18 protein-coding genes are annotated in these 25,249 nt (G+C 70.0%); 14 read left to right on the forward strand and 4 right to left on the reverse strand.

From position 1 onward, the window contains the following. The first annotated feature begins 183 nt into the window (after positions 1 to 183). Positions 184 to 1,149, forward strand: coding sequence for a 2,3-diaminopropionate biosynthesis protein SbnA (gene sbnA / locus ABGB06_RS31820; protein WP_347596245.1), 966 nt, complete (start codon positions 184 to 186; stop codon positions 1,147 to 1,149). Between the two features lie 54 nt (positions 1,150 to 1,203). Here the strand turns inward: sbnA and ABGB06_RS31825 are convergent, their stop codons facing one another. The 3 genes from ABGB06_RS31825 to ABGB06_RS31835 all read right to left on the reverse strand — a co-directional run bounded on the left by ABGB06_RS31825 (position 1,204) and on the right by ABGB06_RS31835 (position 5,521). Next, positions 1,204 to 2,445: an MFS transporter gene (locus ABGB06_RS31825; RefSeq protein ID WP_347596248.1), complete on the reverse strand. Its 1,242-nt coding sequence runs from the start codon at positions 2,443 to 2,445 to the stop codon at positions 1,204 to 1,206. 68 nt (positions 2,446 to 2,513) lie between these two features. Further along, positions 2,514 to 3,722 (reverse strand): GNAT family N-acetyltransferase, encoded by a 1,209-nt coding sequence (locus tag ABGB06_RS31830; protein WP_347596250.1) that lies wholly within the window; start codon positions 3,720 to 3,722, stop codon positions 2,514 to 2,516. 725 nt (positions 3,723 to 4,447) lie between these two features. Beyond that, positions 4,448 to 5,521 carry a non-reducing end alpha-L-arabinofuranosidase family hydrolase gene (locus ABGB06_RS31835; RefSeq protein WP_347596253.1) on the reverse strand — a complete coding sequence of 358 codons (1,074 nt, stop codon included), beginning with the start codon at positions 5,519 to 5,521 and terminating at the stop codon, positions 4,448 to 4,450. 2,063 nt (positions 5,522 to 7,584) lie between these two features. Here ABGB06_RS31835 and ABGB06_RS31840 point away from each other — a divergent pair. Next, positions 7,585 to 8,481: an alpha/beta hydrolase gene (locus ABGB06_RS31840; RefSeq protein ID WP_347596256.1), complete on the forward strand. Its 897-nt coding sequence runs from the start codon at positions 7,585 to 7,587 to the stop codon at positions 8,479 to 8,481. Between the two features lie 49 nt (positions 8,482 to 8,530). Beyond that, positions 8,531 to 10,480: a family 43 glycosylhydrolase gene (locus ABGB06_RS31845; RefSeq protein ID WP_347596259.1), complete on the forward strand. Its 1,950-nt coding sequence runs from the start codon at positions 8,531 to 8,533 to the stop codon at positions 10,478 to 10,480. A gap of 490 nt (positions 10,481 to 10,970) precedes the next feature. Here ABGB06_RS31845 and ABGB06_RS31850 read toward each other — a convergent pair whose 3' ends face one another. After that, positions 10,971 to 11,738 carry an FHA domain-containing protein gene (locus ABGB06_RS31850; protein ID WP_347596261.1) on the reverse strand — a complete coding sequence of 256 codons (768 nt, stop codon included), beginning with the start codon at positions 11,736 to 11,738 and terminating at the stop codon, positions 10,971 to 10,973. Positions 11,739 to 11,984: 246 nt separating this feature from the next. Here ABGB06_RS31850 and ABGB06_RS31855 point away from each other — a divergent pair, with 246 nt between their 5' ends. The 11 genes from ABGB06_RS31855 (at position 11,985) to ABGB06_RS31905 (ending at position 25,118) form a co-directional block, all read left to right on the forward strand. Continuing rightward, the gene (locus ABGB06_RS31855; RefSeq protein ID WP_347596264.1) at positions 11,985 to 12,155 is read left to right on the forward strand and encodes a hypothetical protein; all 171 of its coding nucleotides are present in this window, start codon (positions 11,985 to 11,987) and stop codon (positions 12,153 to 12,155) included. 115 nt (positions 12,156 to 12,270) lie between these two features. Continuing rightward, positions 12,271 to 15,252: a BTAD domain-containing putative transcriptional regulator gene (locus ABGB06_RS31860; protein ID WP_347596267.1), complete on the forward strand. Its 2,982-nt coding sequence runs from the start codon at positions 12,271 to 12,273 to the stop codon at positions 15,250 to 15,252. Between the two features lie 247 nt (positions 15,253 to 15,499). Further along, positions 15,500 to 16,579, forward strand: coding sequence for a glycosyltransferase (locus ABGB06_RS31865; protein ID WP_347596270.1), 1,080 nt, complete (start codon positions 15,500 to 15,502; stop codon positions 16,577 to 16,579). Between the two features lie 184 nt (positions 16,580 to 16,763). Next, positions 16,764 to 17,708, forward strand: a complete 945-nt coding sequence (locus ABGB06_RS31870; RefSeq protein WP_347596273.1) for a ParB/RepB/Spo0J family partition protein — start codon at positions 16,764 to 16,766, stop codon at positions 17,706 to 17,708. Between the two features lie 121 nt (positions 17,709 to 17,829). Beyond that, the gene (locus ABGB06_RS31875; protein ID WP_347596276.1) at positions 17,830 to 18,270 is read left to right on the forward strand and encodes a hypothetical protein; all 441 of its coding nucleotides are present in this window, start codon (positions 17,830 to 17,832) and stop codon (positions 18,268 to 18,270) included. A gap of 41 nt (positions 18,271 to 18,311) precedes the next feature. Further along, the gene (locus ABGB06_RS31880; protein ID WP_347596279.1) at positions 18,312 to 19,544 is read left to right on the forward strand and encodes an FAD-dependent oxidoreductase; all 1,233 of its coding nucleotides are present in this window, start codon (positions 18,312 to 18,314) and stop codon (positions 19,542 to 19,544) included. Then, entirely contained in the window at positions 19,541 to 20,692 is a 1,152-nt protein-coding gene (locus ABGB06_RS31885; RefSeq protein WP_347596282.1) for a glycosyltransferase family 4 protein, read from the forward strand. The genes ABGB06_RS31880 and ABGB06_RS31885 overlap by 4 nt, the downstream gene beginning before the upstream one ends. Then, on the forward strand, positions 20,689 to 21,600 hold the full coding sequence (locus ABGB06_RS31890) for an aminotransferase class IV (RefSeq protein ID WP_347596285.1): 912 nt from the start codon (positions 20,689 to 20,691) through the stop codon (positions 21,598 to 21,600). The genes ABGB06_RS31885 and ABGB06_RS31890 overlap by 4 nt, the downstream gene beginning before the upstream one ends. A 303-nt stretch (positions 21,601 to 21,903) precedes the next feature. Next, the gene (locus tag ABGB06_RS31895; RefSeq protein ID WP_347596288.1) at positions 21,904 to 23,316 is read left to right on the forward strand and encodes a fatty acid--CoA ligase family protein; all 1,413 of its coding nucleotides are present in this window, start codon (positions 21,904 to 21,906) and stop codon (positions 23,314 to 23,316) included. A gap of 97 nt (positions 23,317 to 23,413) precedes the next feature. After that, a complete protein-coding gene (locus tag ABGB06_RS31900; protein WP_347596291.1) occupies positions 23,414 to 23,695 on the forward strand; it encodes a hypothetical protein in 282 nt (93 codons plus the stop codon). A gap of 10 nt (positions 23,696 to 23,705) precedes the next feature. Then, positions 23,706 to 25,118 carry a long-chain fatty acid--CoA ligase gene (locus ABGB06_RS31905; protein ID WP_347596294.1) on the forward strand — a complete coding sequence of 471 codons (1,413 nt, stop codon included), beginning with the start codon at positions 23,706 to 23,708 and terminating at the stop codon, positions 25,116 to 25,118. The last annotated feature ends 131 nt before the right edge of the window (positions 25,119 to 25,249 follow it).

The following is a 25,249-nucleotide window of genomic DNA, read 5'->3' on the forward strand; positions in this document are numbered from 1 at the left end:
AATGCAAAAAGTCCATTATGCCTGACTTCGAGACAATTTTCGATTGCAAATCACACTCCCAGATCTGGAGGGAGTGTGGTGGCGGATCCGGCCTCATAGCTGCGCTATAGGTCAAATATTGAGCCATTTGAGAAAGTTGGTGTGCGAGTCGGGGAGTTTGTCGCGACGAGGAATGGGTATTGGATGGCGGCTATCATCTCGAATGCCGTGGACTTCAATGTTGATGATCTTTACATCGATCTTCGGGGCAGTGTGGGACGCAAGCTGTTCCTGAAATGCGAGGGGTTCAACTTCGCCGGCTCCGTCAAACTGAAGGCGGCCACCGAGATGGTGAAGGCCAAGGAGCGCGCCGGGGAGCTCGTCCCGGGCGCGACGCTGATCGAGTCCTCCTCGGGCAACATGGGCGTGGCCCTCAGCCTGGTGGCCGCCAGCCACGGTTACCGCTTCGTCTGCGTCACCGACGTCCGTTGCACGCCCGCCGCCATCCGGCTCATGAAGGCCCTGGGCAGCGAGGTCCGGGTCATCACCGAACCGGACCCCGAGGACGGGTACCTCGGGGCTCGCCTGGCGCACGTCCGGAGCCTGTGCGCGGAGAACCAGGACTACGTGTGGCTCAACCAGTACGCCAACGAGGGCAACTGGATGGGCCACTACCGGACCACCGCCCCCGAGATAGCCAAGGCGTTCCCGATGCTGGACGTCCTGTTCATCGGCACGGGCACCACCGGGACCCTCATGGGATGCGCGAACTACTTCCGTGAGCACCGGCCGTCGGTCACCATCGTGGCCGTGGACGCCATGGGGTCGGTGACCTTCGGGGCGCCCTCCGGCCGGCGCCTGATACCCGGCCTCGGCACGAGCGTGCGGCCCGGCATCCTCGACACGGCCTATGTGGACGACGTCGTCCACGTCTCCGAGACGGAGACCATCAGGACGTGCCACCGGCTCGTCAGCCGCGGCTTCCTCTTCGGGGGCTCCACGGGCACCGTCGTCAGCGGCGCGCTCGCCTGGATGGCGGAGAACCAGGTGGCGGAGGACACCACCGCGGTCGCCATCTCGCCCGACTTCGGCAGCAACTACCTGGAGACCGTCTACGACGAGGAGTGGCTGGCCCGGTCCTACGGCGTGGACGTCCTGCCGGAACAATGACCGACGACCGCGGCGAGGCATCGCTCCCCCGGGGACCGCTTCGGGGCAGGCCGCTCAGTCGTCCGCCGGCCGCAGCCGCGCCGTGCGGATCGGCGGGCTCAGCAGTGCGGCGACGGTGACCATCGCCATCACCGCGCTCAACCCCAGCACGGTCCTCGTCCCGCCGAACGAGGCGAGCACCAGGCCGGCGATCAGCGGACCCAGGGAGTTCGCGCCGGAGCTGATCAGGTTGGCGACGCCGCCGACCCGGCCCTGCAACTCGTCCGGCGTGACCTGCACCTGGTAGACACCGGCGATCACGTTGATCAGCGCGCCCACGCACACCATCACCCCCAGCAGCGCGCCCAGCGCGACGGGGTGGGACGTCGCCGCCACGAACGGCATGGCCACGGTCCAGACCATGAAGACGCCGATGATCACCGCGCCGGGTCGCAGCCGGCGGACCACCGAAGGCCCGAGCAGCGCGCCGCCGATGCCGCACACCCCGGAGATGATCCCGATGATGCCCATGACCGCGGGCGAGCCGCCGTCCTCGTTGATGATGACGACGATGGCGAGACGGAGGGCGTTGAACAGCACGTTGGTGACCGATATCAAAAGTATCGCCGCCCGCAGGAACCGCTGGTGGAACAACCAGGTGATCCCTTCGGCGATTTCGGCGCGCAGCCTGGACCTGCGGGCCGTCCGTGCGCGCTGGAACCGGGACCTGACACGCCACAGGTTGACCAGCGCGGCGGCGTGCAAGACCGCCGCGAAGACGAACGGGGCCCAGCGGGAGACGACGAACAGCGCACTGCCCGTCGGCTGTCCGGCCAGGCCCGCGGCCCGACCCCTGGCCAGGTTCTGCGCCATGGCCACGGACAGCTGGCTGGGGTGCACCACGTTGCGCACGGCGGCCCGCTCCGCGAGCCGGTAGAACACGAAAGCGCAGCCCTCCGCGAAGGCGACGACGAGCAACTGCGGCAGCCACAGGCGCCAGAAGACCAGCGCCAGGCCGATGCTCGTCATCGTCACCGCGCAGACCGCGTTGCAGACGATCATGGTGCGCCGCCGGTCCAGCCGGTCCACGAGCACCCCCGCGGGCAACTGGAAGAGCAGCAGCGGCAGCAGTGAGGCGAAGCCCACCAGCCCAGCGCCCGACGCGGAGCCGCCGGCCCAGATCATCAGCAGCGGATAGACGGCAGTGGTCACCGTGTTGGCCCAGGTCGCCAGACCCACACCGGTCCACAGGAACCAGAAGTCGCGGTTGCGCCGCAGCGGTGCGACCACCGCCTCGGCCTCGGCGGCGCCGGTCACCTGCCGCCCGCCCGTATACCGCCGTGCCCGTTCGTGACGCTGCTCATGGTGAGTCCCCTCGGCCGAGATCAGAAGGTGGTGCCGCAGAACGCCGCGGCCCGCGTGCCGAACAGCCGGTCGGCGTTCGGCAGCGCCTTGCTGTCGATCACGCGCAGGGCACCGATGCCGGCGAGGGTCGTGAAGCTCGTGGTGCCGAGATAGGCCATGGCCAACGCCTCGACGCCGAGAGACAACTGGGCGTGGTCCGAGGTCGGCCGCACGCCGTCGGACGAGACGTGGTAGGTGCCGGAGTTGGCCGGCAGGAACTCGTCGGTGACCTCCACCACCAGCGGGTCGCCGTCCCCGTAGGCGCGCGCGCCCAGTGCCTTCGGCACGTCGACGAGCCGCAGCCACAGGTCGTCGTTCAGCGCGTGGGTGCGACAGGCCCGCCAGTCCACCAGCATGCCCTCGACGAGCTCGTCGGTCGGCCGGCGGCGCACACAGACCTCCTCGACCAGATCCACGCCGAGCAGGAAGCGCCACAGCCCGCCCACGGCCTCCGGACTCGCCGCGTGGAAGTCCGTCGCCATCAGCGTGACGCGGGCGCCGGAGTCCCCACTCCGCATCGTCTGGTACACGACGAAGCCGTCGTCGCCGTCCGGCCCCGAGTGCACCGCGACCACGGGCCCCCTGCCGGCGCGCACCAGCGGCTCCCACCTGGCCCGCCACCAGCTCGCCGACCGTTCGATCACGCCGGGCCGGTAAGGGCCGAGCCGTTCGTACAGCCGCGGCAGCAGGTCGATCGAGGACGCGCCGTCGACCAGCCGGACGTCGCCGCCCGAGGGCACCTCAGGCCGCATCCGTGTCTCTCGCGGGTACAGGCGCACCGCGCGCGACAGGGTGCCGACCCCGTGGCCGAAACGGCCGTAGATGGTCGCCTCGCTGACGATGTTGCCCAGCACGGCGAACCCCTGCTCGGCGGCCAGCGCCAGGCGTTCGCGCTTCAACCGGGTGAAGACCCCGCGTCGCGTCTGGTCGGCCCGGACGCCGCTCCCGGTGGCGGCCGCCATGGGGACCGTCGCCCCGCCGGGCAGTGCGAGCCGGGACCGCAGCAGATGGGTCGCGCCGACCAGCCCTCCGTCGAGGAACGCCCCGAGCGTCAACCCCGACTCGTGGAGATCCCGCGCGTACGCCCATTCCGCGTCGGAGACCGGCGGATTGTGATGCGCGGCCCGCGCCAGGTCATGTGCGGCCCGATGATCCGAGCTCGTGAGAATCCGGACGTCGACCTCGACCATGAGCCGCCCTCCCGTCGCGTGATGATGCGCACGCCAGCCTCCAACGGTCGGCTATGGCCGTTCTATACGCGTCCGGGCGGCACCGGATTCACCACGAGGGCCCCGGAGAGCGCCGCCGGGGCCACCGGCACGACGGCGGGCAGGACCCGATCGTCGCGCCCCCACCGCCGCCGACCCACCAGCAGCCCACAACCCCACCCGGCCGAGGCGAGGCTGCCGGACGACATCGCCGCCAGCGTGTCGTCGCTCGTGACCTGCGGGGAGCGGACACATGCGAAAGGCCGCCCTCGCCCTATGCGAAGACGACCTCTGACCTGCGAAGACGCTGGTCGGGACGGCGGGATTCGAACCCACGCTGGTCAGCGACCGGTTGGATCGGGATCCCGACGGGAACGAGATCGGGTTCGGCGGCGCGCCAGGCTGACTACAGCCTGCCTGCCATTTGCTCCGTGGAGCTGGCGCGTGTCTGGTGGAGGCGTCGCCGGCAGATGAGTTGTGGAACTCGCGGCACGCCACGGCTGGCGAGTGGATCTCCGGTGGCGTCATGGGGCTTCGGTCCGTGCCCACCTTGATGGTCCACGAAAGTGAGGAACCCCGGCCGACGCGCGGCTGGGGTTCCTCAGGACGGTGGGTATCGGTCAGCGGGTGACGTCGCCTAGGCCGTGAACCGCTCGGCTACGCGTCGGCGGGCCGCACCACATCGCGATCACCGTGGATCAGGCTGGTCATGGTTGCAGGGTGAGCAGGCCCGGCCGCCACGGCAGCTGGTCGTAGGGGGTGCCCGGCGGGGTGTCGAGGGGCAGGCCCTGGTAGAGGAACTCCAGGTTGCAGGGGTCGATGGTCATGGTCTGGTCGGGGTTGCTGCGGACCAGGTCGCCGTGGCTGATGTCGTTGGTCCAGGTGGCTCCGCTGTTGGCCTTGCCCGCGAAGGGGTTGTCCTCGGTGGCGGCCTGCGGGGTCCACTCACCGCTCAGGCTGGAGGAGGTGAAGGAGCGGAAGTAGCGTCCGTTGGCGCCCATCGCCTCGACGATCATGAGGTACTGCTCCTGGTCCTGGACCTTGTAGACCTGCACTCCCTCGAACAGGTTCTCCCTGGTGTCGGTCATGATGGTGTCGTAGGAGGAGCCGAAGCTGCCGGGGAAGTCCCCGATCGGCATGCTGGCCCGGTAGATGTTGCCGTTGTCGCCGGCGAAGAACATGTACATGTTCTCGCCGTCAGCGATCAGGGTCTGGTCGATCGGGCCGGTGCCGGAGTCGGGGATGCTGCCCGTGAACAGTTCCTGAGGCGCGGACCAGCTGGTGGGATCGGTGGGGTCGGTGGAGGTGCTGTAGAAGAAGGGCCACTGACCCCACTGGGACGCCATGACCCAGATGTCCTTGGGCGCGAAGTAGAACAGCGTGGGCGCCACCGTCCCCACGTTCATCTGGGTCTGGGTGGTCGAGGCCATGTCCGACCAGTCCGTGAAGGGAGCGAAGCCCATCGAGCTGTACCCGGACCCGTTGACGAGAGAGCCGTAGACCAGGTGCTGGCCGTTGTGGACGACGCTGGTGAAGTCCTTCAGCGAGACCCACCCGTTGGCTGGCTGCGCCAGCGCATCCGTCGATGACCAGTTGTACGACGACGGAAGAGAACACTGACTGTCCGCGGACACGTCGCCGGAACCGGCACCGCGCAGGGTGCCGCTGGTGTCGGCATGAGCCGGGTTTTCGGCGGGCATCGCCGCCAACGCGACCAGTGCCGCGATCACGGCGGTGAGCACCGCAGACAGACGTCCGCGGCTGATACGTCCTTTTCGCATGGGGACCTCCTGATCCCTGACTGATTCCTGACGGATTCCTGAGCAAGCGGCTCCGGTCGGCCCCTCTCGCGAGAGGCTGTCCGAACTGTCGATGGGGTGGGGTGCGTGGCGGTCCGTGGGCACCGGACTGACGCCTTTGTGGCGTCCGGTTCCCGCGAGACCTTCCGAAGGACCGGTGGCTCCGGTGTCTTCGGGCCGCCGCGGAACGCACCGGCCCGTGTCGGAGGTTGATCGTCGCGGTGCTGGACCGCCGCACGGGGGCCCGCACGTTCTCCGCGAGCCCTTCGGGACCCGCGCGGGACGCTGCGGATGCGGATCCCCGGCTGCCGCCGTCGAACCGGATCAGCGCCGCTGCTCAGCCACCCGCGTTCTCAGGGCGCTGGCGGTAGGGACCGCGGATCTGTGGTGCCGGCCACCGGAGGGGACCTCGTCGGCGATCAAACCGGTGACCACCGCGAAGACCGGGCGGAGAGAGGGCTCCGCAGAGAGGCAGGACATGGAAGATCAATCTCCTCGCGTGGGGGCAAGGCGGCAATCGCGCCTTGGCGAAGAACTGAGCGGTGCTGGATCCGGCCGTTGGTCGACCGTCCTCGCACTTCCTCATGAAGGCCGTACATGACGGACAACGGATCAGGGCAGGTGGGCCGCCTGATCGTCAATCGCTGGTTGGCCGCCGTGGCAGTCCCGCGCTGTCGGGACGGTCACGCGCGGTAGGTGAGGTCCGCAAATCCTGCTCCATGACATGGAGTGCTCCTTGCAGTCCGTGACAGCTCCGGTTCGGGCGGGAGGAAGGGCCGCCCGGACGGAACGCCGCATGTGGGGGGTGGGGGAGTGCGGCGGGGCAGGCGTTCGGGTTGTCCTGGGCGCGGACAACCCTTCATTCCCCCCCGCCTTGTTCTGCGTCCTGCGCATCATACGTGTGACGAGTGATCGAAGCGCTTCGATATCCGGTGAGGCTAGGATCCAACAGCGGTTCGCACAAGCCCTGGGGCAGAAGTTCGACGAACGAGTCTGAGTGCCTCTTGGGCAGCGGATGCGAAGCCTTCCCGGTTGCTGCTGCACAGTCTCACGGCCAGAAGCACGGCAGAAGCGGGTTCCGAGCTGGCGTCGAAGCGCTTCGAATCAGGGTGGTCAACTAGTCGTTCGGGTTGGCCTGGAGGTCACCGCGAGGCTCGGTGGGCGTGGCGCCGCTGACGACGTTCCAACTGGTCCGGACCGGGGGCCGACTCCTTGACCACCCGACCCGGTTCGGACACGTGGGCGAGCGGCGCGTCGTTGCATCCGGCTCGCCGTGAAGGCGGAGCCCGGCGTCCGCCCCGCCGGGCGCAGACCAGGCGGTCGATCCGGCAGCGGGAGGGAGTCGGTATCCACAACTGCGCACCTCATGAAACGTTCTGACTGAATCTGCTCATATACGATATAATTCTTTCAATTCTATTGACTAGTGTTCAACTCTGATCCATAGTGCAACGCGATGGTCGAACCTGAGCTCGGGTAAACGTGTTCCTCGGCCTCTGCCACTTCCCCGGCGAGGCGTGAGAAGGCCCGGGCTGCCGCACATCGGCGACGCCCGAGCCGGCTCGGGCGGTTAGGGCCGTCGGCACGACGTCGGATGAGGATCGATCCGTGCGCTCGCACGAAGTCCGTGAGGGTGGTGCCCTTCACTGCCCTTACTTCCGTAGACAGGAGGATCACCATGCGACCAACCGTGACCGAGGTCGCGGCGTCATGTCTCCGCGGCCGGCCGCCGGGTGCGGCAGCGCCATAGGGGAGGACAGAGCGGGCTGGGCGCGGTGCTGATCGCGGTTCAGCCGGGTAGCCCCGGTCGCGGACCGGCGGCAGCCAGGGCTCCGGTACAGCAGCGTGGCTACTCCGGTGGGGGTCTGCCAGCCGAGGACCCCCACCGGGCAGGAGCAGGGCCCTGGTCAGGACGCCAGGCCCTGGTCAGGTCCGAACGCCGGGCGAGCCGACCGGCGCGCCAGGGTCGTCCCGCCCCGCCGAGCTCATCTCGATCCCGGGCCCAGCTCCCCACACCCCCACATCCCCCCACAAGGAGTCGGAACATGCCCATGCAACGCCGTACCTTCCTCTCGCTCGGCGCCGCGACCGGCGTGGGTCTCTCGCTGGTCGGCGCCGGTCAGGCACTCGGCCGTTCCCCGGCCGCTCGCACCGTCACGCCGCTGGACGCGCCGGCGGAGCCGTTCGCGGTGGGCGTGCGTGAGTACGCCTGGACGCGTGGCGACCGCCGGTGCACCACGTTCGTCTACTACCCGGCCACCGGTGAGCCGGGGGGCGATCCCGTCACCGACGCGCCCGTCGCCGAGGGTGCCTTCCCCGTCTGCAACTTCACCCACGGCTACGGCGCCAGCCCGCAGGGCTCGGAGTTCGTGATCCGTCCCCTGGCCGAGGCCGGCTTCGTCGTCCCCGCGCCCCACTTCCAGTTCGACTTCGGCCAGATCTACAGCGGCGAGTACTCCCGGGACGTCTCCGAGATCATCACCCGGACCCTCGCGCTGAACGAGGCCGACGACCCGCTGGCCGGGCACATCGACGCCGCACCCGGTGTCGGCGTGTCCGGCCACTCGATGGGCGGCATGACGACCCATGGCCTGCTGACCGCCTGGCCGGACGACCGGATCACCGCCGCGATCCCGCAGTCCACCGTGGACATGGGTGACCCGGCGAGCGAGGTCACGGCCAAGGTGCTGTTCGTGCACGGCGACCAGGACCCCACCTGCCCCTACGACCAGGGCCGTCAGGCCTACGAGGAACTGTCGGCTCCCAAGGCGTTCCTGACCTTCCTCGGCGGGGACCACGTCAGCTTCTGGAGCGACGACCGGTTCCCCGTCACCTGCGTGGACTGGATGCGCTGGAGCCTGTACGGCGACACCGCCGCCCGCGACCGCCTCCCCGAGGACGCCAGCGGCGACGACACCTCCTGGGAGTTCATCCAGGAATAGGCCCGCCAGCGAGAACGAGAAGCGAGAAGAAACGAGAGGAAAGGACGACATGAGCCACAGATCACGTGTGCGTGCGGGGCGGCGGAGGCTGTTGGTCGCCGCGTCGTCGTTCGCGTTGGTAGCGGGACTGTTCTCGGCAGCCGGTCCGGTTGCCGCCGGGAACGCGGTCAGCGGTGAGACGGCATCGACCGGGCCCCTCGCCGAGCTGTCGGAGCAGGTTTCCGACTACGCCACGGCGGACTATGCGGCCGACTCCTTCGCACCCTTCGCCTCGGCCCGGGAGGAGGCCGCGCGGCTGGTCGAACAGGACGCCGCGACCGCCGCGGAGCGAGCCCTGGCGCGGGCGGAGTTGCAGGCTGCCACGGACGACCTGGTGATGATCCGCGGCCTGAACACGCTGGTCGCCGACTACGAGACCCGCGTCCCCACCGACTACCCGGCCGACTCCTGGCGGCCCTTCGCCGAGGCGTTGACCACCGCGGCCGATGTCGCGGGCGATCCGTCGGCGACCGCGCCCGAGGTGGCGGCGGCCAAGACGGAGCTGCAGACGGCCGCCTCGGAACTGGAGCCACTCCAGGCGTCGTTCGAGACGATCACCAACGACACGTTCTGGAACGACACCGACGGCAACCCCATCTACTCCCAGGGCGGTGGGGTGTTCAGGTTCGGCGACACCTACTACTGGTACGGCGTGCACTACGCCGGCGCCGAGTCCTACCGGGAGGATCCGTCACGGAAGTACGACAACGAGGCGTCCTTCGTGTCGATCCCGGTGTACTCCTCGCAGGACCTGGTGAACTGGACGTTCGAGAACGACATCGCCACGACCGAGACCGGCCTGGGCGAGCTGGGCGGCAACCTCGGCGCCGCCGGCTGGGTGGGACGCCTCGGCGTCGCGTACAACGAGAACACCGGCAAGTACGTGCTTCCCGTGCAGATGTGGCACCCGACGCACGACCACGGCGTGCTGTTCCTCCAGGGCGACTCGCCCACCGACGACTTCGTCTACGGCAACTTCCAGACGCAGGTCCAGAACTCACCAACGACGGGTACGGGGGACCAGACCGTCTTCACCGACGACGACGGGCAGGACTACCTGATCTTCTCCAACCGAGAGGGACGCTCCCGAGCCTTCGTTTCCCGGCTCGCCGAGTCCGACTCGTTGAGTGCGGAGCCGGCGGTGGAGGTCGGCCGCCATGCCGACGGCCGTGAGGGCAACGCCATGTTCAAGCTCGACGGCACCTACTACATGGCCGCCTCGGACCTGCACGGCTGGAACACCTCGGTCAACTACGTCCTCGAGTCCACCTCCGGTGACGTCCAGGGTGACTACACGGACTGGTACACGATGTCGGGCACCGAGATGGACTACAGCCACGTGACCCAGACCGGGTTCTTCGTGACCGTCGAGGGCACCGAGGAGACCACGGTGCTCTACGCCGGCGACCGCTGGGCCGACTTCGCCTGGAACGGCATCGGCTACAACCAGTGGGTGCCGATCAACCAGAACGAGGCGGGCGAGCTCCAGTTCCACTCGATGAGCCAGTGGCAGTTCAACGCCGCCACCGGCCAATGGCGCGTCGGGCCGCAGAACAACTACCTCCTCAACCCCGACTTCCAGGCCGACCGGATCATCGTCTCCGAGGTGCGCGGGTGGACCAACACCGGCGGTTGGGTGACCAACGTCGAGGGCGGCGCCAACTCCAGCCGCTTCGCCCTCCAGATGGGCGACGGCGGCGGCGCCGAGCAGCGGATCGAGGAGATGCCCGCAGGCGTCTACACCCTGTCCCTGTCCGCCAGGGGAGAGGCCGGGGAGGTCGTGGTCACCGACGCCGACGGCAACGAAAGGACCCTTGACGTCTCCTCGTCGGGCGACTGGTCCGAACACGAGTTGACCGGCATCGAACTGCCCGGCGGGGACGTCACCGTCACCGTGCGGGCGGCGGGTTCGGGCGGCTTCACCGTCGACGCGCTCTCACTCGTCCAGCAGAGCGAGTAACCGACTGAGAGCCGCCGCCCGCCGCCTGATCCGACCGGCGGGCGTCGCCTCGGGGTGCCGGCCGCGGGCCGGCACCCCGAGGGCATGACGGACGACTGTCGGATCGAGGGCTTCAGCGTCACCGGGAGCTGGATACACCCCAAGGGTTGGAAGCCACGGGCGTGCCGCAGAACAACACAACCTGAACGCCGAGTCCTGGGGAATCTGGATCTCGGAAAGTGGATCTCGGAAAGCAACAACACCATCGATCTCTTCGACATGCTGGGAGTCGACGAGAGCGGCGCCGTCGTCGGCCGGGGCACTCTGCGCCACAACATCGCCTACACCGGCACCGAGACGGAGGACATGGACGGCACGGACTCCCAGAACAACTCATGGGACCCGGGCCCACCATTTCGGAGGCGGACTTCCAGAGCGTGTCGACGGAAGGCTGGGACGCGGGCCGCGCGGTGCCGTGGCGGGATCGTGCTGGCCCGTGAGCGGCGCGGGTTCAGCGCCAGCCGGGCACGGCGTCCGCATGGCGTCCCTCCAGGACCGTCAGCTCCTCCTCGCGGATGAGATCGAACCGGAGGGCGAGCGAGGCCAGGGCCTCCTTCTTGCCGTTGAGTCGTCGTCCGCACGAGCCCGGCGCTCCCGACGCGGGCTTCAGGCGCATCTTGACCGCCAGGTAGTCGATGTTCCACTGCACCGTGGTCGGATTCGCCTCCGGCCACACCGGGAGCAGCCGGTGCACGACCTCGGAGACCGTGGGGATCGGGGCGTGCGGCGCGCCTCGCAGCCGGGGCTCGGTGAGCGCCGCCAGCACCAGGAAGTACCGCGCGCTGCGGTCGAGCGGAAACGCCGGGAGCATGGGCTCGCCGTCGGCGGGCGACGCCGGCGGCTCGGCGTAGTCGTGGCGGGGCGCCCACACCTGGCAGCTGAGCAGTTCGCCGCCGGCTGGCACCACCAGCCGGGCGAACTCGAACGGCACCGGAGCGTCCAGCCGGCCCGGTGCCACCTTGATGTGCTCGCCGGCGCCCTCCGGATTCTCCACCACGTACGTGTTACAGCAGTTGAGGTTGCTCAGCGTCCAGAAGGCGCCCGTAGCCGTGATACGGCCGGCGGTGCGCGACACCCCGTCATGCGGGATGGCGAGGTACGGTCGGTCCGCACCGGACGGCCGGCCACCGCTGCCGAACTCCAGGGACTCCCCGGGCCGCAGTCGGATCTGCTCCTCGGGTCGGGTGCCGCCCTCGTACATCACGATGATGGTGTGCACGGTCCCGTCCCCCGTTCCCCGTCTCCCGCCTGACCGCCGCCCTGGCCGCGTGGGCGCCCATGCTGCCGCCCGACGGCATCCCCCCGGCATCTCGGCGCACTCGCCCGGGCCTCGGCGTGGCATCCCGGCGCCCTCCGCCGATGCACGACCGATGCCGGATCGATAGCGCCGTTCGTGAGCCTGGGTCCCACTCGGCGGCGCACCGCGGCCGAGTGGGACGGACCGCGAACGAAACGGGAGAAGACCATGGCACGCATCACGAAGCTGACCGGGACCCTCGTCGTGCTCGGCTGCGCCATCGCGCTGGCCTCGGGCGCCTGGGCTACGGGCGCCGAACCGCACGCCGACGCGACGACGGCGCGGTCCATCGGCGTCCTGGACCACGGCTGCGGTCCTCTGGGCGGGGGGATTTGCTGACGTTACGCCAGCTCTTCATGGGGCGATGGCGGACGGGGAACGCGCGGAGAGAATCAGGATTCCGACGAGCAACCAGGCCGCGGCGGGCGGACCGGAGTTCCGGATTCTCGGACCGATGGAGATCCGAATCGGCGGCGTGCGCCAGCATCTCCCGGGCCCCAGGCAGCTGCGGCTGCTCGCCATGCTCCTGCTCCACCCTCACCGCGTGGTGACCACCCAGGAGTTGGTCGACGCGCTGTGGGACGACGCCCCTCCCGACACCGCGCGTCGCCAGGTGCACAACGCGATCGCGACGCTCCGTCGGGAGTTCGGGCCGGCCCGTGCCCTCGTCGTCACCGACGGCCCTGGGTACCGCGTCGAGATCGCCGAGGAACAGATCGATGCCCACCGGTTCAACCGCGCCGTGGAGACGGCGCTGCGCCACCGCGAGGCCGCCCGCGAGCGGGCGGCCGTCGAGACCATGGCCGAGGCCCTGGCGCTGTGGCGGGGCCCGGCGCTGGCGGGCCTGACGGGAAAGGCGATCGAGGCGATGGCCTCGCGGCTCGACGAGCAGCTCCTGGCCGCACAGGAACTGTCGTTTGAGCTGCGTCTGGCGGTGGGTGAGGCGGCCGGCCTGGTGCCCGAGCTGACGGAGCTCGTCGCGCACCACCCGCTGCGGGAGGGACTCGCGGGCCACCTCATGCTCGCGCTGCACCGGTCGGGCAGGCAGCCGGACGCCCTCGAGGTCTACCAGCGCGCGCGCCGCAGGCTGGACGAGGAACTGGGCATCGAGCCGGGACCGGCGCTGCGCGCGCTGCACCTGCGGGTCCTGCGCAACGTCCCGGAACCGCCCCCGCGATCCGCCACCCCGCACGGCACGCTGGGCCTCGCGCAGGACCGGGCCGGTGATCTGGGCGGTGACCAGCCGGTCTCGGACCTTCCGCACACCGTTGAACCCGCCCAGCTTTCGCACCTCGCCCGGCGAGCCCCTCGGCACCCGCGCGCCCTGCCGCGCGATCTCGCCGACTTCATGGGGCGAACCAGCGAGCTGAGCCGGCTGCTGGCCGTGGCCGGCGAGTCCGGCCGGACGGCGCTGCTCATCACCGCCCTCGACGGCATGGCCGGCATCGGCAAGACCACGCTGGCGGTGCGCGTCGCCCACCTGATCGCCAACCAGTACCCGGACGGGCAGCTGTTCGTCGACCTCCACGGCCACACGCCCGGCCGAAGTCCGTTGAGCACGGCCGCCGCGCTCCAACTGCTGCTGCTCGGTCTCGGCGTGCCGCCCGAGGAGATCCCCTCGGATCCCGAGGAGCGGGCGGACCGGTGGCGTTCCGAGACGGCGACCCGCCGGATGCTGCTCCTGCTCGACAACGCGTCGGATGCCGCCCAGGTCCGCGCCCTGGTGCCCGGCTCCCCGGGCTCCGGCGTCGTGATCACCAGCCGGCGGCGGCTGGTCTCCCTCGATGGCGTGACCTCGTTGTCGCTCGACCTGATGGCGCGTGCCGACGCCGTGGACCTGTTCCGCCGGGTGGCCGGCGTCCGGCGCACGGAGCCGGAGGCGGAGTACGTCGACGAGGTCGTCGAGCTGTGCGGCCTGCTGCCGCTCGCCGTCCGCATCGCCGCCTCGCGCCTCCACCATCGACCCGCCTGGACCGTGGCCTACCTGGCGCAGCGGCTACGGGACGAACAGCGCCGGCTCTCCGAGCTGTCGGCCGGAGACCGCAGCGTCCGGACCGCGTTCAGTGTCTCCTACGGGCATCTTCCGGCCGAGCAGCAGCGCCTGTTCCGGCTGCTCGCCCTGCACGCGGGGACCGACTTCGACGCCCACGACACGGCGGCGCTGCTGGCCGCCCCGGTGCATCAGGCCGAGCGGCTGCTGGAGGCGTTGCTCGACGGACATCTGCTCGCGCAGCGCGTTCCCGGCCGCTACCACTTCCACGACCTGGTGCTGCATCACGCCCGGGACACGGTGTGCCGCGAGGAGCCGGCGACGAAGCGGGAGGCGGCGGTTCGTCGGCTCTCCCAGCACTACCTGGACCTCGGCTACGCCGTGGAGCAGTTGGTGGATCCCGGCCGGCAGCTGATCGCGCCCGGCCCCCGCCACCGCTCGGAGCTGCCGCCGCTGCGCACCATGGCCGACGCGAAGGCCGTGGTGGCCGCCACGCATCACAACTTCCTCCCCGTGATCGAGTCCGCTCATGCCCACGGGTTGCTCCAGCTCACCTGGCAACTCGCGGCCGTCCTCAGCTCCTGCCTGTTGCGGCAGGGGGACGTCGACCAGGCGCTCGCCGGCTACGAGCTGGGGCTCGGCGCGGCGCGGGCCGCGGACTCCGCGGAGGGCGAGGCCACCATCCACCGCAGCCTCGGCTTCGGGTACATCGGCGCCGGGCGTTTCGCGGACGCCCTGCGGACGCTGCGGGACGGGCTGGCGCTCGAGCGCGAACGCGGCACGGATCTGGGTGCCGGGCGCATCCTGAACAATCTCGCCATCGTCCACATCCGGCTGGGGCAGCCCTCCGATGCCCTCGCCATCCTGCTCCAGGCCAGGGACCTGATCTGGCACGCCGGCTCGGCGCGCGACCAGGCGATCCTGCTGGGGAACCTGGGCGTCGCGTACACCTACCTCGGTGAGTACGACCAGGCGGTCGCCACGTACCTCGAGATGCTGGGACTCGCCCAGCGGATGCGGAACCGTCATGCGGAGCTCCTGGCCCTGACGAACCTCGGATGGGCGTGCACCGAGCAGGGAGAGCTGCGATCCGCGCTGCGGCACCTGCGTCAGGGCCTGGAGCTCAACCGGGACGTCGGCAGCAAGGAGCTCGAAGCGCGCGGGCGTGCCTACCTCGCCGACTGCCTGCGACGCGACGGCGACACCGCCCAGGCACTCGTCGAATGCCGTGCCGCGCTCGCCCTGGCGCGGGAGATGGCCAGCGCCGACATCGAGGCGCTCGCCCTCAACGTGTTGGGGAACATCCATGCCGCCGGGAACGACCCGGCGGCGGCCGAGACGTGCTTCCGGCGCGTGCTGGAGATCACCGAACGGAACGGGCTGGCGTTCCGCGCGACGCGGGCGCGGCAAGGGCTCGACCGGATAAGGGCCTCCAGCGGCCTGTGACCCTCGCACCCCCTATGACCTACGAGGTAGTCAGTCGGCTGTCGGTGTAGCAGGGTGCGTCACGCGTTCCACCGACGGCGAAGGGAGGGACCGCCGTGGGCACGTAGGTGGTCGACGATGCCGCGCAGATCACCGTGATCTCCCTGCCCCGGGCGCCGATGACCACGCCCTCACCCGCGCCGGCCCCGCACGGCGACACCGCACGGAGTGTCCCCGTGAATCGGGTCATGCGAAAGGAGACTGCGCTGTGCTCAGCGTCATCATCGCAACGTACAACAAGAGAGACGCCCTCGAATGGACGCTCCGCCGGCTCGCTCGGCAACGCGGTGACGTGGACTACGACGTGGTCGTGGCCGTCGACGGCAGCACAGACGGAACCCTGGAACTCCTCGACCGGGCGGCTGGCTGGGACGCGACCTGGGCGGCTCTGCGGGTCGCTCACCTCGCGACGAACGCCGGACGATCGGCGGCGCGGAACGAGGCCCTCCGCCTGGCACGCGGGGAGTACGTCGTCTCACTTGACGACGACGTCGTGCCCTCCGAGTCGTTGCTCGCCGAACACGATCGCGTTGCTCGGAGCGCGAACGCGCCGCTCGTGACCATAGGGCGCGTCCGGCATGTCGCCACCTCCCCGATCCGGGAACACACCGGGGACGGCGAACCGTCGGACCGCCTGCGGGACGCGCCGAGGGAGGTCCTGTCGGCTCTGAACAGGAGAATGGGGGAGCTCGGTTACCCGGACGGCGTGCCGCGGGACTTCTTCCTCGACCAGCCCGGCGACAGGGGATTCAACGAGCTGTCGTGGTCCCCGGATGTCCACGGGCGATGGCTCTCGCTCATCTCCAGGGGCGCGGTGCGGCATCCCTGGGTGTCGTTCGCCACCGGACACGCGGGCTTCAGCTCCTCGCTGGTCGACTCCCAGGGAGGCTTCGACGAGGGATTCGTCGGCTGGGGAGAGGAGGACAACGAGATCGGCTACCGATTCTTCCGGGCCGGCGCCGAGTACCGGATCATCGATGTTCCGGCGTTCGGCCTGTCGCACCACCACGACCTCGAACAGGAATGGTCGGACTGGGTGCGAAACTACGAGTTCTTCGTCGAGAAGTACCGCAGGCCGTACGAGCTTCTTCTCCGTTGGCGTCTTATCCTGCGGCAGTTCACGGGGCCACTGTACGAGAGGGCTATCCGGCGGTGCACCGGGGCGGACCTGCGCCGGGAAGAGGCCTACTACGAACGGTTTCTGGCCCTAGTGCGCGGCAATCCGGGACTGATAGTCGACTGGTTCCGCACCGGTGAGCTGCCGGACGAACTCGCGTGGCGAGGCTGATCGCGACCGCGACCGAGCGGAATTGTGGGGCACCGGGTGCCTGTGCCGATAAGAACTCGCGAAAGGTCATGTCGTGGCTGAGAGGACAGCAGGAAACCGGAAGACGTCGACAGACCTCCCCGTCAGGCTCGACGTCCGGAGGCAGGGCGGCGATTCCCGGGCGGCGCGGTCGGATTCTTCTGTCGTGAGCGTGGAGATCAGTTCACTCCAGCCAGCGGACTCGCCTCGTCTGGAGGGAGAGAACCCGCAGCATGTCGAGCTGCTGGCACGCGTCGAGAGCAGGCTGCCGCCCATCCTCGTCGACCGCGTGACCATGCGCGTCATCGACGGGATGCATCGCCTCAGGGCCGCGCAGCTGCGGGGCGACACGTTCATCGAGGCCCGGTTCTACGAGGGGGTCGCCGCGGACGAGTTCGTGGAGGCCGTCAGGCAGAACACGCGCCACGGACTGCCACTCAGCCAGCAGGACCGTTCGGCGGCGGCCGTGAGGATCATGCGGAGCCACCCCTCCTGGTCGGACAGGAGGATAGCGTCCGTGGCCGGCCTGGCCCCCGCTACCGTGGGGACGCTTCGACGTTCAAGTGATCAGATCGGCCACTTGAACACCCGGCGGGTCGGTCGAGACGGCCGATCCCGCCCGGTTGACGCGGCCGCGGGGCGGGAGCGCGCGGAGAGGTTCCTGGCCGACCATCCGGAGGCCTCCGTCCGGGAGGTCGCCGCGGCCGCCGGAATCGCTCCGGCCACCGCCATGGACGTGCGCGAGCGGCTGCGGCAGGGGCTGGATCCCGTTCCGGACTCGCAGCGCAGGAGGAACGTTCCGGTGGGGATCACGCGGCACCGGACCGGCGGGAACATGCCCCAGCGTCCGACGTCCGGATGGCAGCACACCAAGTCCATGGTCCTCAGGCTGCGCCGTGATCCGGCGCTGCGACTCACCGAGCAGGGCCGGGCCCTGCTGCGCCTGCTGAGCGTCCAGGCCGACGAACAGCAGTGGGCCCTCCTGGCGGAGATCGTGCCCGCCCACCGGAGCGAGCTGGTCGCCAGGGTGGCACGGCAGTGCGCCGCCGGCTGGCTGAGCCTGGCGGACGCGTTGGAGGCGCGGAGGTCCGAGGGACCGAGGGCGGGTTGAGACCGGGAGCCGAAGCGCCCGCGACGTGGAGCGGACGGGTGCGTTCGTGGCCGATCGATGTTCCGCCCCGCGTCGCGCCGCCTGTGTCCGCTGTCCGCTCAGTGAAGGGAAGGGGAACGCCATGCTCGCTCGCACGCCGCTGCGCGTCGGCTCCTCGATGGTGTGGGCGAATCCCGAGTCGGGGACCGTGCGCTTCGGGTCCCCGCGAAGGAATCGAACGGTGCTCGCCGGGCTCTGTGCCACCAGCTACCTCGTCGGCAAGGAAACCGAAGTCCTCGTCGCCACCGCCGGTTCCGACCGGACGTTGCGGTTCTCGCTCGACAGGGGCGAGCCCACCCCGCTGGATCCCCTTCCCAAACCCGGTTGGTGCGCCGCGGTGGAGTCCACGCTCGGCGATCCTCTCCAGCCCGTGCCCGGCTGGCTCGAGATCGGCGTCCTCCGGCGACGTGACCCCTGGTACTGCAGCATCCCCCAGGGGACGTTGCCGCGCCTGCAGAGCATGCTGATCCGACGCGGCCTGCACATGACGTACATCACCCGCATCGGCGTGGACGGCCGATGACGAGGCGGCCGACGCGGACGAGGCACGAGAGGGCCGGGGCGGTGCCCGAGCCGACGCCGGAGATCCGCTGGCCCGGCGCGGTCGTCGCCGGAGGCGGCGTCACCGCGCTGCTCACGGCCCTCGAACTGGAGAGGCGTCAGATATCCACGCTGGTCGTCGAGCAGGAGAGTCTGTGCTCGGGACAGACCGGGAAATGCCACGGATGGCTCCACCGAGGCGCGGTGTTCCCGGACGCGGAGGCCGAGGACGTCGACCAGCTCGACAGGGGCGCCCGGCGCTGGGATCGCATCGTGCGACGAGCACCGGGCCATCACACCCTGGTGGGCTGTCGCGTCGGCGGGGTGCACGAGCGCACGCACGACGTGATCACCGGAACCTGGGACCGTCTCGGCCTGGAGTACCGCGGATCCGACGACGTCGTCGCGGGACCCTTCAGGTGGCTCCTGTCGGGACCGGAATCGGCGATCAGGCCGCTGGACGTCCTCCGGGACACGCTCGCGCCCTCCAGCGTGACCCTGCGCAGCGGCCGGGCGGTGAGCCTTGTGCCCGACCGTCCGGGCACCAGAGCGGCCTCCCTCGTGGTGCGGGCCGGGCAGCGAACGCTTCGGATTCGCGCCGACAGCTTCGTCCTCGCCAACGGCGAGGGCCTCACCGCGGCGCTCCCCGACGCGCGGATCTCCTCCCGCGTCACGAGACGCCTCTCGTTCATGCTGGTGGTGCGGTCGAACGCCGTCGGCGCCACAGGTCTGGCCGTCCCGGAGCAGGAGGCCCTCGGCCTCTTCGCCGTGCCGCGGACCCGCGATCAGGAGCGAGGCCGGTACCTGCTGATATCGAACTTCATCAGTTACGCGCCGAGCGCGGACGCCACGCTCTCGCGCTCCCACTGGCTGGCGGGGATCCGCTGTGTCATCAGGCGCTTCCTGCCCGACGTCTGGCACGACGACGACGCCCTGTGGGGGATCTATCCGGCGGTGAAGGTGGAGCCGCGGAGGGACCTCGCACTCGGCGTGTCCAACATGGCCGTGCTGCCCACCTCGTTCGACAACGTCCTGGTCGGGCTTCCGGGGAAACTCGTCCTCGCGCCGCTCCTCGCCGAGCGACTGGCGGACGCCGTCCTTCCACATGCCCGGTCGTGCGACGGCCGGAGCGCGCCGGCACCGTGCTCCGACGGCGCTCTCTCCCTGCTTCCCGCCGCACGGTGGGGACCCGAGGAATGGGAGGTGACTCCGCTCCTGCGGCGGGACACCCTCTTCCAGGGAGACGACGCCCCATGAGAATCGCTCTCGTCGCGGACGGCGCCGTTCCGGCGGAGGGAGACTGCTCCCGAGATCCGCACGTCGTTGCCGACGGACTGCGCGATCTTGGGCATGAGGTGACCCTCTACGTCCTCGCGGACACCGGGTCGTCCGCCTCCGACGGGGAACACACGGGCGGGCGGTCGTCACCGGGATCCGAGCCCGAGGAGAGGATGTCGCCGCATCCGGCGGCGACGTGGTGGAGCCTGACGGGCCTCGCCCCGAAGCCGGAGGCGGTGCTGTCGATGGGTATGGCCGCGCCCGTCCCCTCGGCGATCCTCGCCGACTCCCTCGGGGTTCCGCTCGTTCTCTGCCTCCCCGCGAACCTGTTCGGCCCCGCCCCGCCCGCGCCCGGCTACCGCCGACTCGTCTGCCGGCACCTGCCCGCTCACTGCCTCCTGGTGGAGTCCGACCGCCACGCCCGAGCCGCCGTTCGGCACGGCGCCGATCGGCACAGGGTCTTCGTGGTGCCGCCCGGTATCCGGCTGGAGACGAGCGTCGGGCCCGCGGAACGCGGCCGCCGCACGACGACGTCGCCGGCACGGGACCGCCTCCGCGTCTTCTTCGACGCGTCCGCCACGCCGCTCGACGATCAACGTTTCGTGGCTTCCCTGCTCGACCGCGTCCGGGCCGAGCGCCGGCGGCGGGTCCACACGGTGGTGTTCGCTCCTGGCGACCGTCCGGGCGAGACCGGAGATCTCTGGAGCGGCGGCGACATCACGCTGGTGCGTGACCGCGGGGAACTCCCCGCCCGCTACGCCGACAGCGACGTCGTCGTGGTGCCGAGCGCGACCGTCGACGAGACGCTTCCGGCACTGCGCGCCCTGGCGGCGGGCCGGCCGCTCCTCGCCGCCGACTGCCCGCAGAACCGGGACGTGGTCAGGAGCGTCCGGCACGGGGTCCTGGCGCAGCCGGGAAGACCGGACGAGTGGCTGGACAAGCTGGACTACCTCCTCGCCGAGGCGCCCGTCCGCGTGCACCTGGGCAGGGGCGCGCGGGCCCACGTGGAGAGCAGTTTCGCGCTGCCCCAGGCGCTCTCGCAGACCGAGGAACGCCTGAGATCGGTCACCGCCGCGTGGTGTTACGCGCCGACCAGCGACCCGTGGACACAAGGAGAGGAAACATGAGCGACGAGCAGAACGGCACCGCCTGGGCCGATGGCAGCCTCCGCGAGTGGCGCTCGCTCTCGGTACCCCTCATGTCGGACGCCGTGGTCCGGGCGGCCGCCGTGTTCGACGGCATGCGGGCGGACCTGACCGGTGACGGCCGGGTCCGGCTGCTGAGCGGACGGGCGCACGCGCGACGTCTCCTCCGACACGCGCGCTCCCTCCGGATCGCGGTGGCCTACGACGAGGAGGAGATTCTCCGCGCCGCGTCGGTCGTCGCCCGCGCGGAGTTCGACGCCACCGGGAGGACTCTCGCCTACGTCCGGCCCATGGCGCTCGGCGCGCGCCTCACGGACGAGGCCGGGCCGTGCAGCCTGACGATCGCCGCGTTCGCGCAGGAGACCGCCGACCACGACGCGACGGTGCGCGTGCAGGTCTCCGCCCTCCGGCGGCCAGGGCCGGACTCCCTGCCGCCGCAGGTGAAGTCGGTGGCCAACTACCAGCTCTCCCGTCTCGCGCGCCTGGGCGCACGGGCCGCGGGTTTCGACGACGCCCTCTTCCTCAACCCGGAGGGGCGCCTGGCGGAGGCCGCGGGCGCCGCCGTGCTCGTCGAGCGAGACGGCCGGGTGTTCACCCCGCCATCCTGGGAGGGCTGTCTGCCGTCCATCACCGTCGACGTCATGGAGCGCATCGCGGCCGAGGTCGGAATACCGTTCAGCAGAGCGCCGATCCCGCTGCCGGACGTCACCGCGGCGGACGGCGTCGCGTTGGCGGGCACGCTCGCCGACCTCGTGGACGTCTCCTGCCTGGACGACGCGGATATTCCGCCGGGCCCGACAATCGCCACACTTCGACGGCACTTCCGGTCCGCACTCTCGGGCAGTGAGCTGTCCCCGCTCCTCGAATTCTCGGAATTCTCGTCACGTTGATCCGACGCGCCACCGGTTCCCGCTTCTTCCCCGGACACACCCCACGCCTCCCAAGGCGATGGATGACGACCGCCATAGCGGTTTTCCAGTGGTCCGGCAAGAGCATGAGAATGCGTGTTCAGGTGTGATCGGCATTAGTTGACAGCCCGCCAGACCGTGGTGTCTTATGCGATTCCAAGAGGCGACGCGAGCGCAACTTTCTGCCGACGAACAAACCTCCGTCTCTTGCCCCTCTGCGAAACCGTCTCCCAATCGATTCCGGCGCATCCGCGCAGCCCGGAAAGAGCGATAGAGGAAGAGCACATGGCAAGCATCGTGAACGCAGTGCTGGAAGCGGACAGGGCCGAACGTCCGGCCATCGTCAGGGACGGCAGCGTGACGACGTACGGGGAACTCGCTGATCTCACGGGTCGGCTCACACAGGGACTTCGGCCCAGGGTCCGGGAGGCCGGCGACGTGTGCCTCGTCGTCTCCCACCCCGACCTCGAGGAGTCGCTGGCGCTGACCCTGGCGGGATGGTCGCTCGGGCTGCGCGTCGCGGTTCTCCCGCCCTATCTGAAGGCTCGGGAACGCGAATCCGTCCTCGCTGCGTGCGAACCCGTGATGGAGGTCTCGGACACGACGATCGACGCGCCGGGATCGCTGTCGTTCGCCACGCTGCTCCGGGCCTCGCGGGGCCCCGTCGCGACCTCGGAGGACAGCGCCTGGCACGAGACGTTCACCAGCGGCACGACGGGTCGCTCCAAGTGCGTGGACCGGCGGGTCAGCCGGCTCAGCCACGACATCGACCAGCTGGTCGCCGCCACCGGAATCACGGCGGATGACCGTGTCACGGCCATGACCACGGCGCTCTCCACGACGTCCGTTCTCCCCGCCCTCTACGCCGGGGCCACCGTGGTGACGATCCCGCTGCAGTCGCCCCGCCAGTTCTGGCAGGCGATAGGCGAGCAGCGGATCACCGTGGTCTCCGGGACGCCCTACGCCTACGAGCTCGCCATTCGGAAGCGGCCCCGTCCGAGCGACGTCAGCACCGTCCGTCTCGCGCTGACCACCTCCGCACGGCTGCGGCCCACGACCATTCGTCAGCTCATGGCGGACGCCGGGATCATTCCTCGGAACATCATGTGCTCCAGCGAGTCCGGGCACATCGCGTACAACCAGTCGGAGGATCCCGAGGTCATCTCCAGTTCCGTCGGCAGGCCGCTCCCCGGGGTGCAGGTCGAGATCCGCGGGGAGGACGGCGCGGTGCTGCCGGACACGCGGGAGGGCCGCGTCTGCGTCAGGAGTCCGTTCACCGCGACCAGGTACCGGAAGAACCCGCGGGAGACCGCCTCGGTGTTCCAGGGCGACTGGGTGGTCAGCACCGACATCGGCTATCGCGACAAGCAGGGGTTCATCCATCTGACGGGCCGGAACGACCACAAGATTCACTTCGGTGCCGCGAAGCTCGACCCGCAGGAGATCGAGGACGCCCTGCTCCGCCATCCGGCGGTCACCGACGCGATGGTGGTGGGCGAGGACCACCCGCGGCTCGGACAGACACCCACGGCGCGCGTCGTGGCCTCGCCGGGCACGGCGGCCGAGGAACTGCTGGGGCACTGCCGGGAGCAGCTCAGCGCGACGAAGGTTCCGCAGCGGATCGAGTTCGTCGTGGAAATACCAAAGGACTTCAAGGGCCAGCCGGTACGGCCGAGGTACGTCCGGTTCGATCAGTAACCATCCCCGCAAACCAAAGCCTCACAGACGGCTCGAGTACGCAGCGACAGGAATCCGTGGTCGGTTGCGTCCTCAAGGACATGGAGAGCGAACACTCATGCCAGATCGGCCTATCGAGGAGCACCGCATCCGGGAGCGCGTCCTCACCGTCGTGGACCAGGTACTCGGCTTTCGTCCGGACGCGGAGAAGAACGACCTGAACGACCTCGATTCCCTTCAGGTCCTGGAACTGCTCGTCCTGCTCGAGGAGGAGTTCGACATCGATTCCGACGAGATCATCGACACCCAACTCGACTGGTGGACCTCGTTGGACGGCCTGGTCGCCTCGATCGCGTCGCTCAGCAGGGGGAAACAGGTCGAGGAGCAGCAGCCCGGTTAGGACACGCCCGATGACTCTCCCAGCGGAAACCCTCCTGGAACTCGTCCGTGCCAGCCGCGGCTTCGTCGTGATGGGCGGTCAGCAGTATCGCGCCACCGACCTCGTCTCGGCGGCCCGCGCGGCGGCCGCCGGACTCCGGGCGCGAGGCGTCGGCCACGACGACGGCGTCGTGATGGTCGACGACGGCGACGGCGCGGACCTCCTGGCGTGTGTCCTGGGCGCCTGGTGGGTCGGCGCTCGCCCGGCCGTCGTGGGCGGGGCGACGGCGCCCGAGGAGCTGACGTCGATCCGGAACCAGACCGGTGCGGCGCTCTCCCTCCGGTGCCTGCCCACGATCCACCACGACGGACCCACGTACGCCGATCTCCTGGCCAGTGATGCCGTGACGGCCCCGGAGGCGACCTGCGCCCCCGGGGACGTCGCCCTCGACCTCGTCTCCTCCGGAACCACCGGCACCCCCAAGTGCGTGAGCTTCGCCCACACTGGGCTGTCCCACAACGTCAGCGCCTACGCACGCCGGTTGGGGCTGACGCGGCACGACGTGTTGTACTCGCCGCTTCCGCTGTCGGTCGCCGGCGTGCTGGGCATGGTCGTGCTGCCGGGACTCCTGGCGGACGCCATCGTTCACGTCGGGCGGCTCAGCGGATCGCGGATCGCGAACGCGCACCGGCAGGTGAGGCTGGCGCGGCCCACGCTCGTCTACGGCGTGCCGTACACGTACGAGGTCCTCTCCAGGAAGGCCGGAGCCGGCGGGTACGACGATCTCAGGTGGGCGATCTGCAGCTCCGCACCCCTGCCCGCGCCCACCTTCGACCGCATCCGACGGCACCTCGGCGTTCCTCCGCGCAACTCCTACTGCCTCGCCGAGGCGGGGACCGTCACCCTCAACACCGCCACCTCCGACCGGACGCTGCGCGAGACCGTCGGCGAGCCCCTGGACGGCGTGACGATCCGGGTCGAACCCGTGAGTCCCGGTGACGCTGCGGGCCGGATCGTCGTGGGGGGCGTCAACCACGGACTCGGGTACCGGAGGGCCGGCAGGCTCGAGCCCTTCCCGGGGGGAGAGGTGCGCACGAGCGACCTCGGATCGCTCAGGGAGGGGACACTCACCCTCAGTGGGCGTGCCGACCAGGTCATCCAGGTCGCCGGGCAGAACATCGACCTCTCCCACGTACATCGGCTGGTGAGCGGATGTCCCGGGCTCGGCGACTTCGCACTGACCGTCGGCCACCATCCCCGCCTCGGCCCGGTGCCGATCCTGCTGGCCGAATCCGGCTCGCTGACGGCCTCGCCCCGGGAGGTCATCGACTTCTGCCGCTCCGTGCTCCGGGACGTCGAGGTGCCGCGGGAGGTCCGCGTCGTGGACGTGATTCCGAGAACGGACACCGGAAAGGTCCGGCTGACCGACGCCGGGCAGAGGTGAGCGTCGCTCTTCCGACAGGAACGCGGTGACGACCGACATGTGAGGACTGAGAATTGACACTTCACGCATCCCCTTCCGTCGCCCTTCGTCCGTGGGACCTGGGGCCGCGGTTCGACACCGGGCCCGAGATC

Origin of the sequence: Streptomyces sp. B6B3 (assembly GCF_039871525.1) — a bacterium.
GTDB lineage: Bacteria > Actinomycetota > Actinomycetes > Streptomycetales > Streptomycetaceae > Streptomyces.